This is a genomic window from Streptomyces sp. NBC_00846, assembly GCF_045207325.1.
In the GTDB taxonomy this organism is placed as follows: Bacteria; Actinomycetota; Actinomycetes; order Streptomycetales; family Streptomycetaceae; genus Streptomyces.
In genome coordinates this window covers 2,493,582-2,508,106 of record NZ_CP108846.1, presented here as the reverse complement: position 1 = coordinate 2,508,106, position 14,525 = coordinate 2,493,582, and the positions used below count along the sequence as shown (strand labels likewise).

The 14,525-nt window shown below is 68.6% G+C and carries 10 protein-coding genes, 1 tRNA gene and 2 pseudogenes; 6 read left to right on the top strand and 7 right to left on the bottom strand.

Annotated features, from left to right (window positions below; all coding sequences use genetic code 11):
* Positions 1 to 20: 20 nt before the first annotated feature.
* Positions 21 to 1,898, bottom strand: coding sequence for a putative bifunctional diguanylate cyclase/phosphodiesterase (locus OG936_RS11555; protein WP_406494372.1), 1,878 nt, complete (start codon positions 1,896 to 1,898; stop codon positions 21 to 23).
* 382 nt (positions 1,899 to 2,280) lie between these two features.
* Between OG936_RS11555 and OG936_RS11550 the strand changes: the two genes are divergently transcribed.
* Positions 2,281 to 3,522: a M6 family metalloprotease domain-containing protein gene (locus OG936_RS11550; RefSeq protein ID WP_406494371.1), complete on the top strand. Its 1,242-nt coding sequence runs from the start codon at positions 2,281 to 2,283 to the stop codon at positions 3,520 to 3,522.
* Positions 3,523 to 3,694: 172 nt separating this feature from the next.
* Here the strand turns inward: OG936_RS11550 and OG936_RS11545 are convergent.
* From OG936_RS11545 to OG936_RS11535, 3 genes are all read right to left on the bottom strand, one after another.
* Positions 3,695 to 3,768 (bottom strand) — tRNA-Lys (locus OG936_RS11545).
* Complete coding sequence (locus OG936_RS11540; RefSeq protein WP_383756689.1) at positions 3,759 to 4,466, bottom strand: bifunctional DNA primase/polymerase; 708 nt, start codon at positions 4,464 to 4,466, stop codon at positions 3,759 to 3,761. Before OG936_RS11540 ends, OG936_RS11545 begins: the two co-directional genes overlap by 10 nt.
* 211 nt (positions 4,467 to 4,677) lie before the next feature.
* Positions 4,678 to 5,019 (bottom strand): hypothetical protein, encoded by a 342-nt coding sequence (locus OG936_RS11535; protein ID WP_406494369.1) that lies wholly within the window; start codon positions 5,017 to 5,019, stop codon positions 4,678 to 4,680.
* A 214-nt stretch (positions 5,020 to 5,233) separates the two neighbouring features.
* On the opposite strand from OG936_RS11535, the gene OG936_RS11530 reads away from it, so the two are divergent.
* Both OG936_RS11530 and OG936_RS11525 read left to right on the top strand, forming a co-directional pair.
* On the top strand, positions 5,234 to 6,991 hold the full coding sequence (locus OG936_RS11530) for a recombinase family protein (RefSeq protein ID WP_406494368.1): 1,758 nt from the start codon (positions 5,234 to 5,236) through the stop codon (positions 6,989 to 6,991).
* Positions 6,992 to 7,710: 719 nt separating this feature from the next.
* A complete protein-coding gene (locus OG936_RS11525) occupies positions 7,711 to 8,817 on the top strand; it encodes a DUF3987 domain-containing protein (RefSeq protein ID WP_406494366.1) in 1,107 nt (368 codons plus the stop codon).
* Between the two features lie 105 nt (positions 8,818 to 8,922).
* Here the strand turns inward: OG936_RS11525 and OG936_RS11520 are convergent, their stop codons facing one another.
* The 3 genes and pseudogenes from OG936_RS11520 to OG936_RS11510 form a co-directional block, all read right to left on the bottom strand.
* Entirely contained in the window at positions 8,923 to 9,471 is a 549-nt protein-coding gene (locus OG936_RS11520; protein WP_406494364.1) for a GNAT family N-acetyltransferase, read from the bottom strand.
* Between the two features lie 97 nt (positions 9,472 to 9,568).
* Positions 9,569 to 9,722: pseudogene (locus OG936_RS11515) on the bottom strand (DUF397 domain-containing protein); the annotation flags it as partial.
* A 95-nt stretch (positions 9,723 to 9,817) separates the two neighbouring features.
* Positions 9,818 to 10,042: a hypothetical protein gene (locus tag OG936_RS11510; RefSeq protein ID WP_069780475.1), complete on the bottom strand. Its 225-nt coding sequence runs from the start codon at positions 10,040 to 10,042 to the stop codon at positions 9,818 to 9,820.
* Positions 10,043 to 10,282: 240 nt separating this feature from the next.
* On the opposite strand from OG936_RS11510, the pseudogene istA reads away from it, so the two are divergent.
* From istA to OG936_RS11495, 3 genes and pseudogenes are all read left to right on the top strand, one after another.
* Positions 10,283 to 11,973, top strand: a pseudogene (gene istA / locus OG936_RS11505) (IS21 family transposase).
* Positions 11,970 to 12,803 (top strand): IS21-like element helper ATPase IstB, encoded by an 834-nt coding sequence (gene istB, locus OG936_RS11500; protein ID WP_406494362.1) that lies wholly within the window; start codon positions 11,970 to 11,972, stop codon positions 12,801 to 12,803. Before istA ends, istB begins: the two are co-directional and overlap by 4 nt.
* A 208-nt stretch (positions 12,804 to 13,011) precedes the next feature.
* On the top strand, positions 13,012 to 14,418 hold the full coding sequence (locus OG936_RS11495; protein WP_406494361.1) for an IS1380 family transposase: 1,407 nt from the start codon (positions 13,012 to 13,014) through the stop codon (positions 14,416 to 14,418).
* The last annotated feature ends 107 nt before the right edge of the window (positions 14,419 to 14,525 follow it).

The window sequence follows — 14,525 nt, the reverse complement described above, 5'->3', positions numbered from 1 at the left end:
CCGGGCCGGGAATCCCGGGGTCAGACGTTCAGCTTCCGACCGCCGATCAGTTCGGCGATCCGCTCCGGGGCCACCGCGCGCGAGTACAGCCAGCCCTGCCCGGTGTCGCAGCCGATCCTGCGCAGCCGTTCGGCCTGGCCCGCCGTCTCCACGCACTCCGCGGTGACGGTCAGGCCCAGCCGGTGCGCCAGGTGCACCATCGCCTCGACGATCGTCTCGTCGGCGCAGCTCGGGCGGTCGCCGTCGTCGTAACGGAAGCCGCGTACGAACGAACCGTCCAGCTTCAGCACGGAAACGGGCAGCCGGCTGAGATAGGCGAGGTTCGAGTAGCCGGTGCCGAAGTCGTCGATCGCGATCCGCACGCCCATGTCGCTGAGCGACTGGAGGGCCTGGAGCGGGCGGCCCGCCGAGCCCATCACCGCCGACTCGGTCAGCTCCAGCTGCAGCAGCGCGGGATCGAGGCCGGTCTCGGCGAGGATCTCCGCGACATCGGTGACCAGGTCGGAGTCCCAGACCTGCCGGACCGCGACATTGACGCTGATGAACAGCGGCGACTCGGCCGGGTGGTCGAGCTGCCAGCGCCGGGCCTGGCGGCACGCGGACCGCAGCACCCACCGGCCGAGCTGGACGATCGAGCCGTCCTCCTCGGCGATCGCGACGAACCGATTCGGTGAGAGCAGGCCGAACTGGGGGTGGTTCCAGCGGACCAGGGCCTCCACCCCGCGTACGACTCCGTCGGCCATGCCGACCAGCGGCTGGTACTCGATGGTGAACTCGCCGCGTTCGACGGCAGGCCGCAGATGGGAGGAGAGCGTCTGCCGGGTCATCCGGTGGGCGTTGCGCTCCGGGTCGAAGACCGTCCAGCGGGCCTTGCCGTCCGCCTTCGCCCAGTACAGCGTGGTGTCGGCGGCCTGCATCAGACCGGTCGCCGAGGTGTCGGCCACGGCCCGTTCCACCACCCCGATCGAGGCCGAGACGGAGAGCCGCTGCCCGTCCAGGTCGAAGGGCTTCTGCAGCGCGGCGAGGACCGCGCGAGCCAGGTCGGTGAGCGCTTGCGTACCGGCGGAGTCCTCGACCAGGATCGCGAACTCGTCGCCGCCCAGACGCGCCACGAGATGGGCGCCGGGACGGTGCGGGCGGTCCTGGGCCGCGCAGTCGGTGAGCCGTGCGGCGACAGCGGCGAGCAGCCGGTCGCCGATCCGGTGGCCCATCGTGTCGTTGACGGCCTTGAAACCGTCGAGATCGAGATAGCAGAGCCCGATCCGGCCCCCTCCGCCGACACTGCCGTCCTCGTACGGCGGGCTCTCCAGGACGGCCGAGAGCCGTTCGAAGAACAACGCCCGGTTGGGCAGCCGGGTCACTGGATCGTGCATCTGGAGGTGGCGCAGCCGCTTCTGCAGCTCACGCCGGTCGCTGACGTCCGCGACGGAGAGCAGCACCCGGCCGGTGCCGGGCCGCGGGGCGCCCGCCCGGCCCGCCTCCGGTTCGGGCATCGGCACGACGGTGATCTCCGCCCACAGCGCGCGCCCGTCGGGGTGCTTGAGCCTGCGGGTGCAGCAGAACCGTGAGCGCCGGCCGTGCAGCACCTCGCGGTACGCGTGCCAGGTGCGGCCGTCCGCCGCGAGGTCGAGGAGATCGGCCGCCGACTGCGTGGTCAGTGCCGCGGCGGAGAAGCCGAGGAGCCCGCCGAGCGCGTCGTTGGCGTCGAGGACCAGTCCCTCGTGGTCGACGACGGCCATCGGGACCGTGGCGGCCCGGAAAGCGGCCCGATAGCCGTGCGGCTCCGATCCCCGGGCCCCGGCAGCGGACGACGGAGGGTGACACTCCGTGGCCGACGGCCCTGCGGAGTGGGGGGATGTGACCGCCGCGGGCCTCGACCCTTCGGAGGTTCCGCTCACCGTTCGCTCCCGCCGTGCAGTTCTGTCTTGAACAGGTGTGGCCGGACTGGCCCGCCGCGCGGAGCGCCGCTGTGGGAGGCGGAAACCACGCGGGAAAGCCTGGTGAAGCATAGAGGCTGCTGCGTCGGCCGTTCCAGCGCCCGACCTCTCCGCGCCCCGCGTTCGCCCCGCATGGGCCAGTCGCCAGCCGATCCGGTTTGCCCGCGAATGATCTTTTCTGAGCTTTTCCGTTCTCTCGCGATCTTCACGTGATTGATTGTGACTGTCCGTGAGGGTGGGCACTCCGGAGGGCAGCTGACTCGACTGGGGCAGCTCAACAGGACGAAAGCCTCCAACCATCACAGGGTGAGTGGGTGACCGCCGCTCGCACCCGGAGGTAGTTGTGCCGCGTCTGCACAGAGCCGGGGGGGTCGAGAGGTCGATCCTGCGCAGAGCGGCTGCCGCGGCGACCTCCCTGATGGCGCTCGCCGCCACCTCTCTCGTCGCCGGGCCCGCGGTGGCCGCCACCGGCGAAGCGGGTCCGTGCGCGCTGCCCCGTACCGAGGTCCACCACTCGCTCGGGGTGGACGAGTGGAACGGCGCCTACCCCCACCCCGTCCACTCCCTCGACGCGGTCATGATCTTCCTCTCCTTCCCGGACCACCACCCCGGTGCCACCCCCGAGGAGCTCACCGCCGACTACTTCCCCGCCACCACCCAGTTCTTCCAGCGGGCCTCGTACGGAAAATTCACCCTGCGCCCGCACCCGCTGCGGCAGTGGATCCAGATGCCCAAGGCCTCTGTCCGGTACGGAATACAGCGGGACTGGAACAGTGAGCGGCGCAGCGCCTATCTGCGCGACGCCATCGCCGCGGCCGACCCGAAGGTCGATTTCTCCCGGTTCGACATCGTCTACCTGGTCGCCGATCCGGACGCCCCGGGGGTCGACTCCGACGCCACCAAGGTCGTCAACTTCGACCGGCCGGTGCGCGCCGACGGCGCGGACATCCGGCGCGTCGTCACCATCTTCGAGCAGCACCCGCCGGACCACAACGTGCTGGCCCACGAGACCGGGCACGTCTTCGACCTGCCGGACCTCTACCACCGGCCGTCCGACGGCAAGGGCGACTGGGACACCTACGTCGGCGACTGGGACGTGATGGGCAGCCAGTTCGGCCTAGCCCCGGAACTCTTCGGCTGGCACAAGTGGAAGCTGGGCTGGCTGGACCGCAGGCAGGTGGTCTGCGTCCAGCGCAGCCGGGACATCACCCTGGAGCCGATGGCCGCCGTGCCCGCGCCCGGCGCCTCCATCGGCACCCGGCTCGCGGTGATCATGACCGGCGAGGGCAGTGCCGTGGCCATCGAGGCCCGCAGCGCCACCGGCAACGACCGGACGACCTGCACCGAGGGCGTCCTGCTCTACCGGGTGCGCAACGGAACCCCGTCCGGCGGCGGCCCCGTCCAGGTCATCGACACCCACCCCACCACCGACGCCTGCTGGGACCGGTCCGTGTACGCGCCGCTCGCGGACGCTCCGATGCGGGTCGGTGAGACGTTCACCATCCCCGGCGCGCACGCCAGGATCGAGGTCGCCGACCGGACGCCGTCGGGCGCCTGGACGGTCCGGATCACGACGGGCACGTAGAACGCGGGCGGCCCTGCCGCGACCACGACGGGACGACACGTGACACGTGGCGCGTGACACGAAGACGCGAGCACGAAGACGCGAGCACGAAGACGCGAGCACGAAGACGCGAGCACGAAAACGCGAGCACGAAAAAGCCCCCTCGCTTTCACGAGGGGGCTTCTTCCGTCTGTGCGCCGCCAGGGACTCGAACCCCGGACCCGCTGATTAAGAGTCAGCTGCTCTAACCAACTGAGCTAGCGGCGCCTGCTGACGTCGTAGACATTAGCACCCTGATCGGCGGGAGGAAAAATCGAATTCCGGGCCGCCGACGAGAGCGTCGACCTGGTCACCCGCACACAGGCCCAGAGCAGTACGTCCGGGCCCGGCAGCCAGGGGCTACGGGTGTCGGGCGCCACCACCCAGCGGGGCCCGGGGGTGGCGGACGTGCAGGTCAGCGCGGGGACGGTCACCGCGTCCCCGGTGCCGTGGCAGAGCAGCGGCGGAACCTTCGCGCCGTCACCGTCCCGCCCCCGCGGGTCCGTCCCTGCCGACGGTTCGAGGCCGCTGCCCCACTCCTCCCAGTCGAGCAGCGACGGCAGCCGCTGGGCGGTACCGGGGGAGGCGAAGAGCATCATCCGCCCGCGGTGCGTGGCGACGGGGCCGGAGCCGGGGCCGTCGGCCCACAGGTGCTCCAGCATCCGGCGGCCGAAGAGGGTGGGCACGTTCACCACGTCGAAGGCCGAACCGCACGGCAGCACCCCGGGCGAGGAGGGGTGGGCTTCCCACTGCGCCAGCGTGCTGCGCGGATAGGCCGAGGCGCCGGCGAGCCAGGCGGCACCGGCCGCGGTGACCTGAGCTGTCTGGTTCGCGGCCCGGTCCCGCAGGAGAGCGAAGAGGTCGGTGCCGCAGTGGGGGTCGTCGCCGTGATGCAGGGTCGTTTCGTCTGGCAGCCATGCACTCATGCGCCCATGTCTACCGGGAGTGATCAAGTGGATTCCGAGAGTTGCCGGAAATCGGGACAGGCCGGGGTGGGGAGGAGTATCTTGCGCTCGGGCATATGCCACTGGTGGTACCCGGAGGCGGGACGACGGACCCGGCGGCGGCTACGGCGAAGGCCGGGACGGCGGTCGTGGTGGGGCCGGCACGGTGCTCGTGGCGAGTCCGGTACGGCCGTCAGGGCGCGGACCCGCCCAGCAGACTCCAGCCGAACTCGACCATCTTCTTGGCGTAGTCCTCGGTCCACTCCGCACGCTGCGCGATGTCCGCGGTCGTCAGCCGGTCGAACCGGCGCGGATCGGCGAGCTGGGCGGCCGCGATGGCCTGGAACTCGACCGCGCGGTCCGTCGCGGCACGGAACGCCAGGGTGAGCTCGGTGGCACGGGCCAGCAGCTCCCTCGGATCGTCCATCGACTCCAGGTCGAAGAAGTGCTCCGGATCGGCGGCTGCTGCCGACGGCTCGAAGAGCAGGGGCGCGGGGCGCAGCCGCTGCTGCTCGTTCCGCTCGGGTTGTGCCATGTGATGTTTCCTCCTTCGGTGGGCCCGACGGCCACCCTCCATTGTCCAACGCCGCGCAAGGGGGCTGTCCGGCGTTCAGTGATCGGGCGCCGTCACACCCCCCACCGCACCCGGTGCTCGGCCAGATGCGCGCACCGCGTGGTTCGCCTCCCAGTCCTGGGAAGATAGGATCACCAAATCTGCCCCGGGGGCACCTGTAACGGAAGGTGAGGCTATGTCCAGCGCACGTCTCTTGCCCGGTATGCGAGTCCTCAAGGTGCGGCGTATCAGCCGTGACACCGAGGACAGCTCCGCCCTGCTGCGCCAGGGAGAGGAGCTGGACCGGGCCACCGTTGAAGCTCGGTTCACCGTGGCTGGAGAAGTCGAGGATGTCTGTGTCTCCGGCGCGGTCAACCTGGACGACCGGCCGAAGCTGGGCCGGTGGATGAAGGACCCGCTCTGGCACGAGTGGGACGCGATCATGGTCACGTCGCTGGACCGGATCACCCGGGATCAGCACCACTGGGACAGGTTCGCGGAGCGCTGTCACAAGGGCGGCAAGGAGATCGTCTGCATCGATGACCCGAGCCTGGACATCCACACGCCCACGGGCCGGATGATCGCCTACATCAAGGCGACCCAGGCCCAGGAGTACCGCGAAGCCATCGTGAAGAAGCGTCGGAACCAGACGCAGTATTACCGGGACTCGAACCTGTGGGGCGGCGGCACGTGGCCCTTCGGCTATCGGCCGATCATCATGGACCACCACGGCAAGCAGCGGTTCAAGCTCGTGATCGACCCGGTGACCGGCCCCCTCATCCGGGAAGCGTACGAACGTATCGCGGAGCAGGGATGGTCCATGGGCCAGCTCTGCACTGAGTGGAACGCTCGCCCCCGGCATGTCGCGGATTGCGTCGACCAGGGCAGCGAGACGCCGCAGTGCGACTGCCCGCGCGGTGTCCTGACCTCCCAGGACTACCAGCGGAGCATCAACGCTGAAGAGAAGAAGGTGGGCGTCAAGACGCACATCAAGGGGACCAAGTGGAGCACGTCCACTCTCGGCAAGATGCTGAAGAAGCCCACGCTTAAGGGCGTGGCCATGCACAAGGGTGAGCCGCTGCTCAGAGACGGGCTGCCCGTCCGTTGGGCTGATCCGGTCTTGACGGACGAGGAGTTCGACAAGCTACGGATCGCTGTCGCTGACCTGGGCAAGTACAGGGCGGGGATCAAGTCGAACGCGTCCCCCATGACGGGAGTCCTGTACTGCCCGTGCGGCATGAAGATGTACGAGAACAGCTCCCTGGTGACCCTGCGGACAGGCGAGACCAAGAAGCACCGGTATTTCCGCTGTGCCTCTTGGTCCAACGGTGAGGCGTGCCGGTTCTCCACGTCGTGGCCACAGGAAGAGATCTACCGGGCTGTAGAGGAGACATTCCTCTCCAAGCTGGGAGACCAGTACATCACTGAGCGCTCGTACGTCCCCGGCAAGGACAACAGGGCTCAGATCAAGGAGCTGGAGGCGGCGATGGAGAACCTTTCCCAGGCCATCGCCCAAGCCTTCTCGGCAGCCGCCGTTACGGCGCTCACGACGACGTTGGAGCGTCACGCCACGAACCTGGCGACGCTTCAGAAAGAACCCTTCGTCCCGGGCCGCTGGGAGGAGACGAGCACGGGCCAGACCTACCGCGCGAAGTGGGAGCAGATGGCCGAATGGAAGGAGCGTGGCCCGTTCCTCCGCAAAGCCGGTTTCCGGATCTTCCTCGTAGGTAGCCCCAAGATCGGGCTGTCCATCGGCCTCATCACCCCGAAGGATCTGCAAGAACGGGCGAGCGGCGCTCTGCAAGGAAACTGGGCGTCAAGCGAGGGCGAAGAGTACGAGCGGGGCGCCTACGCGGCTTTCTGCAACTTGCTCGATGAGCAGCTTCAGCAACTGACTGACTTGGAGGAGCTGAAGCAAGAGAAGTACAGGGATGACTTTGACCCCGAGCCGTAGCCATCCCGCCTGACCCCTCCCAGGACCCCGGGCTTGTACCGGGGTCCTCCCCTTTGTTTAGGAAGTGCGAATGACTGAAACTCCGTGGCCGCGTCGCCTGGTCGCTGCGACTCATGATGTGAAGACCGAGTGGACCCGAGCCCTGTTCGATGCCTTCGGCCCGGGTGGGCTACTGGCCCGTGAAGCACCCGAGTTCGGGCGTGAACATCTGCTGTGGGCCCTAGCTCAGCTCCGGCATACGAACGGCCGTACCGGCCTGATGTTCACCGATGCACGTGCGGCATGCGTGGGAGCACCGGGACGCGTCGGAGGGAAAAGCGGTAGCGGCCTGAGTGTCGCCCCCGCCGTGCCGGGCGCTGAGTGCGCCCGGCCTCCCCGGCCAGAGGCCATACAAGCAACCCTGTTCGAGATTGAGGCAGCATGAGCACCCCCGTTCTGTAAGGTCCCTCGGTCGCGCCGTCCGCAGGATTGCCCCCTTCGTAGAAGCGGACCCCTTGGGGGCGTATGTGGCCGCCCTCTCGATGTGGTCGGCCGCTATCGGTGGCTCGGTCAAGGTGTCTTCCCGTGGCCCCCGGCCCGTGCTGCTGTGGTCCGCTCTGGTGGCAGGTACCGGGCGCGGCAAGGGAACCGCACTGCGGGCCGCTCATCACGTCCTGGACAAGGGCCTGGGTCGCTTCCTGGCCACGCACACCACGTCCGGGATCACTTCCGGGGCGAGCATGGTGAACCACCTGTGGGAGCAACAGGAAGCGACGGCCGAGACCGAGCACGGGCGGGACGTGCGGACTCTGGTGATCGAAGAAGAGTGGTCGGAAGTGCTCCGCAGGGTGAAGCGGGATGCATCGTTCACGACCAAGCTGCGGACCGCATGGGACGGTGCGACGCTGCGGAACACCACCAAGGATGAGGCGCAGGAAGTACGCGACCCCGCCATGGTTCTGCACTGTCACGTCACGCCCTCTGACTGGGCCAAGTACGTAGGGGAGTCCGAAGCAGCGGGCGGCTCGTACAACCGCATCCTTCCCTTCCTACTCGGGTCGGTGCCGCTCTTGGATGACGACCGGGTGAGCCTGCCCGAGGCGGACGGGCGAGAGCTGGCCGACGCTTACGGGTGGGCCACTGCCCGGCCGCGTGTGAGCACGCTTGCGGAGGATGCCCGGCCGCTGTGGCGGATCGTGCGCCGATACGCCCGCATCCTGGGTGAGACCCTGCCCGAGGGACAGGCCGTGTTCATCGAGCGGACGGCAGAGCAGACGCTCAGGGTTGCGGCCTGCCTGGCAGCGTCCGAGTGCTCGGAGACAGTCACGGAAGGGATGTTGTCGGCCGCCTTCAGCTTGGTTCGCAGGTCGGTCCAGGATGCCGTCCGCATCACCAAGGGGGCGACCTCACCGAAGGTGAAGCGGCAGCCGCTCAGCCTTGAGGACAAGGTTCGGGCCAGGATCGAGATGCATGGCGGTCGGGCTACGTCCTCTCAGGTGCTCCCGTTTGTGGGTGCCACGGCCGAAGCGGTTAAGGCACTGCCGGGGATCGCCGTCACTGTGGAACGGGCGGGGAGGAGTGGCCGACCGGCCACCGTTTTCACACTCCGCGGTGACACTTCCGGTGACTATGTGCCGCAGCCGGCCAGCACAGGCAGCGACAGGAACGGGGACACCTCCCGTCACGCAGTGCCGCAGCCGGCCAGCGCAGAGCGTGAGCAGAACCGTGCGCGCGTCGTCCGCCTGGACGCCTACCGCCCGGCACCCAAGCAGGCCGCCAAGTCCGTGCAGGAACCGAAGCGGTCGGAACCGTCGGGCGACACGAATCCCTTCCTAGCGCTGCTCTAGCCATAGCAAATGGGCCCCGTCCGGATGGACGGGGCTTTCGGTGTTTCGACTACGCGACTGGGCAAGCCAGTTCATATGTCACCCGATCGTGCAGCAGACCCCCGATCAATCGGACGGCGTGAGCGAAGACCACACGCCGAACCACTGCTCGGCGCCCCACGCCTCGAACCGTTCCACCTCGGTGAACCCCAGCTTCGCCGCGAGGCGCATCGAGCTGGCGTTGGCGGTCTGGGTGTAGAGCACCACCGGCTCACCGGGCAGCGCGTCGGCAAACCAGTCGAGTGCCGCTGTGCACGCCTCGGTGGCGTACCCGCGGCCCCACGCCTCCGGTAGGAACAAGTAGCCGAGCTCCGTCTCCCCGGCCTCCAGACGGCAGTTACTCGGACTCTCGGGGGCGTGCGGTTTGAGCTGGACCGTGCCGATCATTGCTCCGTCGAGCTCGATCACGAACCAGCCACGGCGCTGCCCGGGCACCTCGGGCACCGTGCGTTCAAGCTCGGCGCGCGGTCGAGGGCCACCAAGGTAGGCGTTCACTTCTGGCGAGGCGTTCAGCTCGATGACCGCCGCGCGGTCCCGGGCCTCCGACTCGCGGAGTACGAGCCGCTCGGTCTTGACCGGGGCAGGTGGCCAGGCGAGGGGTCTGGGGTCAGCCATGCCAGCCAACCTAGCCAGCAGGCTCGGAAGCGATCAAGACGCGTGGACGGATCAAGCCACTGGCCCGGGACTGGCTCTCGTATGACCCGGTAAAAGCAGGCTGGGCGTCCAGCCGCTTGCTGTCGCCCAGGGCCCAAGCGTCCTCACCGATCCGGGCCAGGGTCGCGCCCCTCGGTACAGGGGCCGCCGCACGCCTGGACGAACGAGGCCCCGCTGATGTCGAGCGCGTACAGGTCGGTTCCGTTCTGCATTACTGCACCTTCCTGCCCAACTGATCACGGCCATGACTGACCGTCGCCGCCCATACCGGGCGGGAGTTCAGGGATTCCACCGCAGGGGCGATGTCTCACTCGGCGCGAACGACCATGGCGAACGAGGTCCGAATGCGCCGGAAACCGGCATGCCCGGACCGGCCCGTGTGGCTCATGCACTCCACGTCGACGGATGCCGAGTCATCGGCGGGAGTCGCCTTCCAACCGCAGTGCAGACACTCGGCCTCGAACGTCACGTCCGTGTCGGGATGCTCGGTGATCCGGTGCATGACGTACCGCATGGCCGCTCTGACGCTCACAGCCCACCCCTACGGCTCCGCGCGTTGGCTGCGGCGACTCTGCCGCTCAGTCCCGCTGTTTCTATCGGGGTCTTTGAGAGCCGGTGGGGCGGGTTGTTCGGGAGCCGGGGGTGTATCGGCGAGTTTGGGAGCCGCCTGGGGGTTGGGTGGGTGACATGCCGCTGATGGAGTAATCAACGGTATGGGCTGTTTGGCCCTTCACGCTTTGCCTGTTGATCACGGTCGTGTCAGGAGATCCGTGTGTACAGGTCGCGTGAGTGGATCTTTGAACGGATCCGCCGGGACAAGCGTGTGGACCCGTCGGTGTCGGGGCGGACGCTGGCCCAGCGGTACAGGGTGTCGCGGAACACGGTGGCGAAGGCGTTGACCCAGCCGGTGCCGCCGAAGCGGAAGAAGCCGCCGCCCCGGGCGAGTGTGCTGGAGCCGGTGAAGGACTTCATCGACGCGATGCTGCGGGAGGACCTGGCGGCGCCGCGCAAGCAGAAGCATACGATCAGCCGGGTGCTGGAGCGGCTGGCGGCCGAGCACGACTTCGAGCTTGCCTCCTACACGACGGTCCGCGACTACATGGCCAGACGGCGTCCGGAGCTGGTCTTGGAGGCCAGGGAGGGGCGTCGACATCTGGAGGGTGTTGTCCCGCAGACGAAGCAGCCGGGCGAGGAGGCCGAGGTCGACTTTGCGGACGTCTGGCTGGACCTGGCCGGGCAGCGCGCAAGTGCGTTCTGTTCACGCTGCGGATGTCGTATTCGGGCAAGGCGGTGCACCGCGTCTATGCGACGGCCTCGCAGGAAGCTTTCCTGGAAGGACATGTCGAGGCGTTCGAGGCGCTGGGCGGCTGTCCGACGGTCCACATTCGCTACGACAATCTCAGGCCGGCGGTCAAGCAGGTGCTGTTTGGCCGTTCGCGCACGGAGACGGCCCGGTGGGCGGCGTTCAGGTCGTGGTACTCGTTCTCGGCGTTCTACTGCACCCCTGGTGAGGAAGGCGCCCACGAGAAGGGCGGGGTCGAGCACGAGGGCGGGCGGTTCCGCCGCAAGCACTTGGTCCCGCCACCCGAGGTCGAGACGCTGGCCGAGCTGAACGAGCGCCTGGCCGCGATCGATCTGGCTGAGGACGCCCGGCACGTCCACGGCCGTCCGACCTCGATCGGGTTTGACTTCGAGGCCGAGCGCGAGCTGCTGCGGCCCCTGCCCGCGGACGGATACGACTGCGGGATCGACCTGACACCGGTGGTCCAGCGCAACGGCCGTATCACGGTCCGTCAGAGCTACTACTCGGTGCCTGCGAAGTTCATCGGCGCCAAGGTCCGGGTGAAGCTGCGGGCCAACGAACTGCTGGTCTTCGACGGCCGCAAGGTCGTCGCCCGGCACCCGCGGCTGACGCGCCGCTACACCGCCCACGACATCCTCGACCACTACCTGGAGATCCTGCTGGTGCGACCCGGCGCGTTTGCCGGGGCTTCGGCCCTCGCGCAAGCCAGGGCCGAAGGCACCTTCACCAAGACCCACGAAGCGTTCTGGGCCGCGGCCAAGGCCAAGTGCGGTGACCGGGACGGCACCCGGCTGCTGATCGAAGTGCTGTTGCTGCACCGTCAGCTGCCCGCCGAGGCCGTCGTCGCCGGGACGACCACGGTCGTCAAGGTCGGCTCGGTCAATCCCGACCTGGTGGCCATCGAGGCCCGCAAGGCGATCGAGGACAGCGACCTCGACGAGGCCGACGGCCTCGACGGCACCGAGGCTGATGTCTGTGACGACCAGGACGACGACGCGGAGGCCGGCGACACGGCGGACAAGGGCGCGAAGGTGATCTCCCTGCACGCCCGGCGCCTGCCGCCCGATCCGCGCACCCAGCTGCCGGACCTGGCCAAGTACGACCGGCTGCTTGCGCCGCCGGCACCGCCGAGGAAACAGCAGAAAGGCACGAGCGCATGAGCCCCACCAAGACGGCCGAGGCCCCCGCGGCCGAGCAGGTCCCGCCCACCAGGATGCCCCTGCCCGGCGATCCCGAGGACGCGGCGATCGACGAAGCCTGCCGGGACCTGCGGCTTCCCGCGTTCCGTGAACGGTTCGTGGAGCTGGCCGCCGCTGCCCGGCGCGAGCAGTCGACCTACAAGCAGTTCCTGCTGGACCTGCTGCAGACCGAGGTCGCCGACCGCGACGTCCGCCGTCAGCAAAGGCTCGTCCGCGCGGCGAAATTCCCCCGGCCAAAGCGGCTGGAGGACTTCGACTTCGACAAGAACCCCAACGTCTCCCCGGAAGTCGTCGCCGATCTGAAGTCCACGTCCTGGGTCCGTGAGGGCCGTCCGCTGGTGCTGATCGGTGACTCTGGCACCGGCAAGTCCCACCTGCTGATCGGGGTCGGTACCGCGATCGCGGAGGCCGGACTGTCCGCCCGTTACATCACCACCCAGGCCCTGGTGAACGAGCTCGCCGAAGCCGAGGCGGCCAGGCGGCTGTCCTCGCTCATGGCCCGCTACACCAAGGTCGACCTGCTCTGCCTGGACGAGTTTGGCTACGCGAACCTGGACAAGAAGGGCGCTAAGCTGCTGTTCCAGATCTTCACCGAACGCGAGGAGCGCAAGGCCACCGCGGTCGCCACGAACTCCCCGTTCGCCGAGTGGGACAAGACCTTCGGCGACCGCCGGCTCTGCGCGGCCATCGCCGACCGCATTACGTTCCGCTGCACGCTGATCCAGACCGGCACCGAGTCCTACCGCTTCCAGTCCACCGAAGCCGACCGCCAGGCCACCGCACGGTCATGAGGCTCTCTGAATCCGGCTCTGACCAGACTTGCGTGAAAGCTCAGCCCGGTGACCAACTCCGTTGGTCACCCAGGGACCGCGGTTCTAACCTCGCCGTTTCACTTGGGTACGGCTGACTTTGGGGCGGAAACGCGAAAGTGCCTTCCTGACCTGGGACGATGAACCTTGCTGAGGGGTTCTGTCGGTCCAGGCGGAGGGCACTTTCTACGTGCAGGCTATCGGGTTGCGTCCCAAGGTCCATGTCAGTGCCGATGGTTCGGGGGTGGTCGGGCATGCCGGGGCACGGTTGCTGGCGGATCTCGCTGATGCCACCGGGCTGACCGCCGCGTACTCCGCCGCTCTCAGGTCGCTTCGGCCGCGCGGGACCGGGCATGATCCGGGCCGGGTCGCCACCGACCTGGCGGTAATGCTCGCCGACGGTGGCGAGGCGATCGCGGATCTGGCCGTGCTGCGGGACCAGGCAGGGGTGTTCGGCCCGGTCGCCTCCACGCCCACCGCTTGGCGGTTGCTCGCCGACACCGACGAGGCTGCACTCGCTTCGCTGCGAGCGGCCCGCAGTTCAGCCCGGGAAGTCGCCTGGATGCAGGCCGCCGAGACCGGTGAGGGCATACCTGCTGCTCGGGCCGGCGGACGAGAACTTCCCGGCCTGGTTCTGGACCTCGACGCCACGCTGGTGACCTGCCACTCCGAGAAAGAGCAGGCCGCACCCACCTATAAGGGCGGCTTCGGCTTCCACCCGCTGCTGTGTTTCCTCGCGAACACCGGCGAGGCCGTGTCAGGGCGGCTGCGGCCCGGGAACTCCGGAGCCAACACTGCCGCCGATCACATCACGGTGCTCGACCAGGCGCTCGCGCAGATCCCCGACGCTCACCGGCACGGCACCGACATCCTGGTCCGCGCCGACAGTGCCGGATCCGCGAAAGCCTTCCTCGCCCACGTCCGCGACTTGCGGAAACGAGGAATTCGTACCTTCTTCTCGGTCGGATACGCAATCACCGAGCCGGTCCGCCGAGCTGTCCGGGCCATGCCCGACCGCCTCTGGCATCCCGCCCTGGACCAGGACGGGACGCTGCGTGACGGTGCTGAGGTCGCCGAGCTGACTGGCATGGTCGATCTGGACGGCTATCCGACCGGCACCCGCATCATCGTGCGCCGGGAGCGGCCGCACCCCGGAGCCCAGCTGTCCCTGTTCGATCAGGACGAGGGCCTGCGGCATCAGGTGTTCCTCACCGACACCCCGTACTCCGGGGGCGGATCCGCCCAGTTCCTGGAGGTCCGTCACCGCGGGCATGCCACTGTTGAGGACCACATCCGGTGCGGCAAGACCACCGGCTTCGGCCGCTTCCCCTCCCGCGACTTCGCCGTCAACGCCGTCTGGCTCGAACTCAGCCTCGCGGCGATCGATCTGCTGGCCTGGACGCGCGTCCTGCTGCTGGACGGGGAACTGGCCACTGCCGAGCCGAAGAAGCTCCGCTACCGGCTGCTGCACGTCGCCGCCCGCCTCACCCGCGGCGGCCGACGCCTGCGCTTGCGGATATCGGGGACCTGGCCCTGGAGAAACGAACTGGCCACGGCCTTCTATCGCCTCGCCGCACTGCCCCGTCCCGCCGGCTGACCGGCAAGGCCCTGACCGCCCACGACCCGAAGGACCCTGGAGAACCCGACCACCGCGCCGGGTCTCCACCATGTCCGAACACCGAAATCGCGTCGGCCACCCGACAG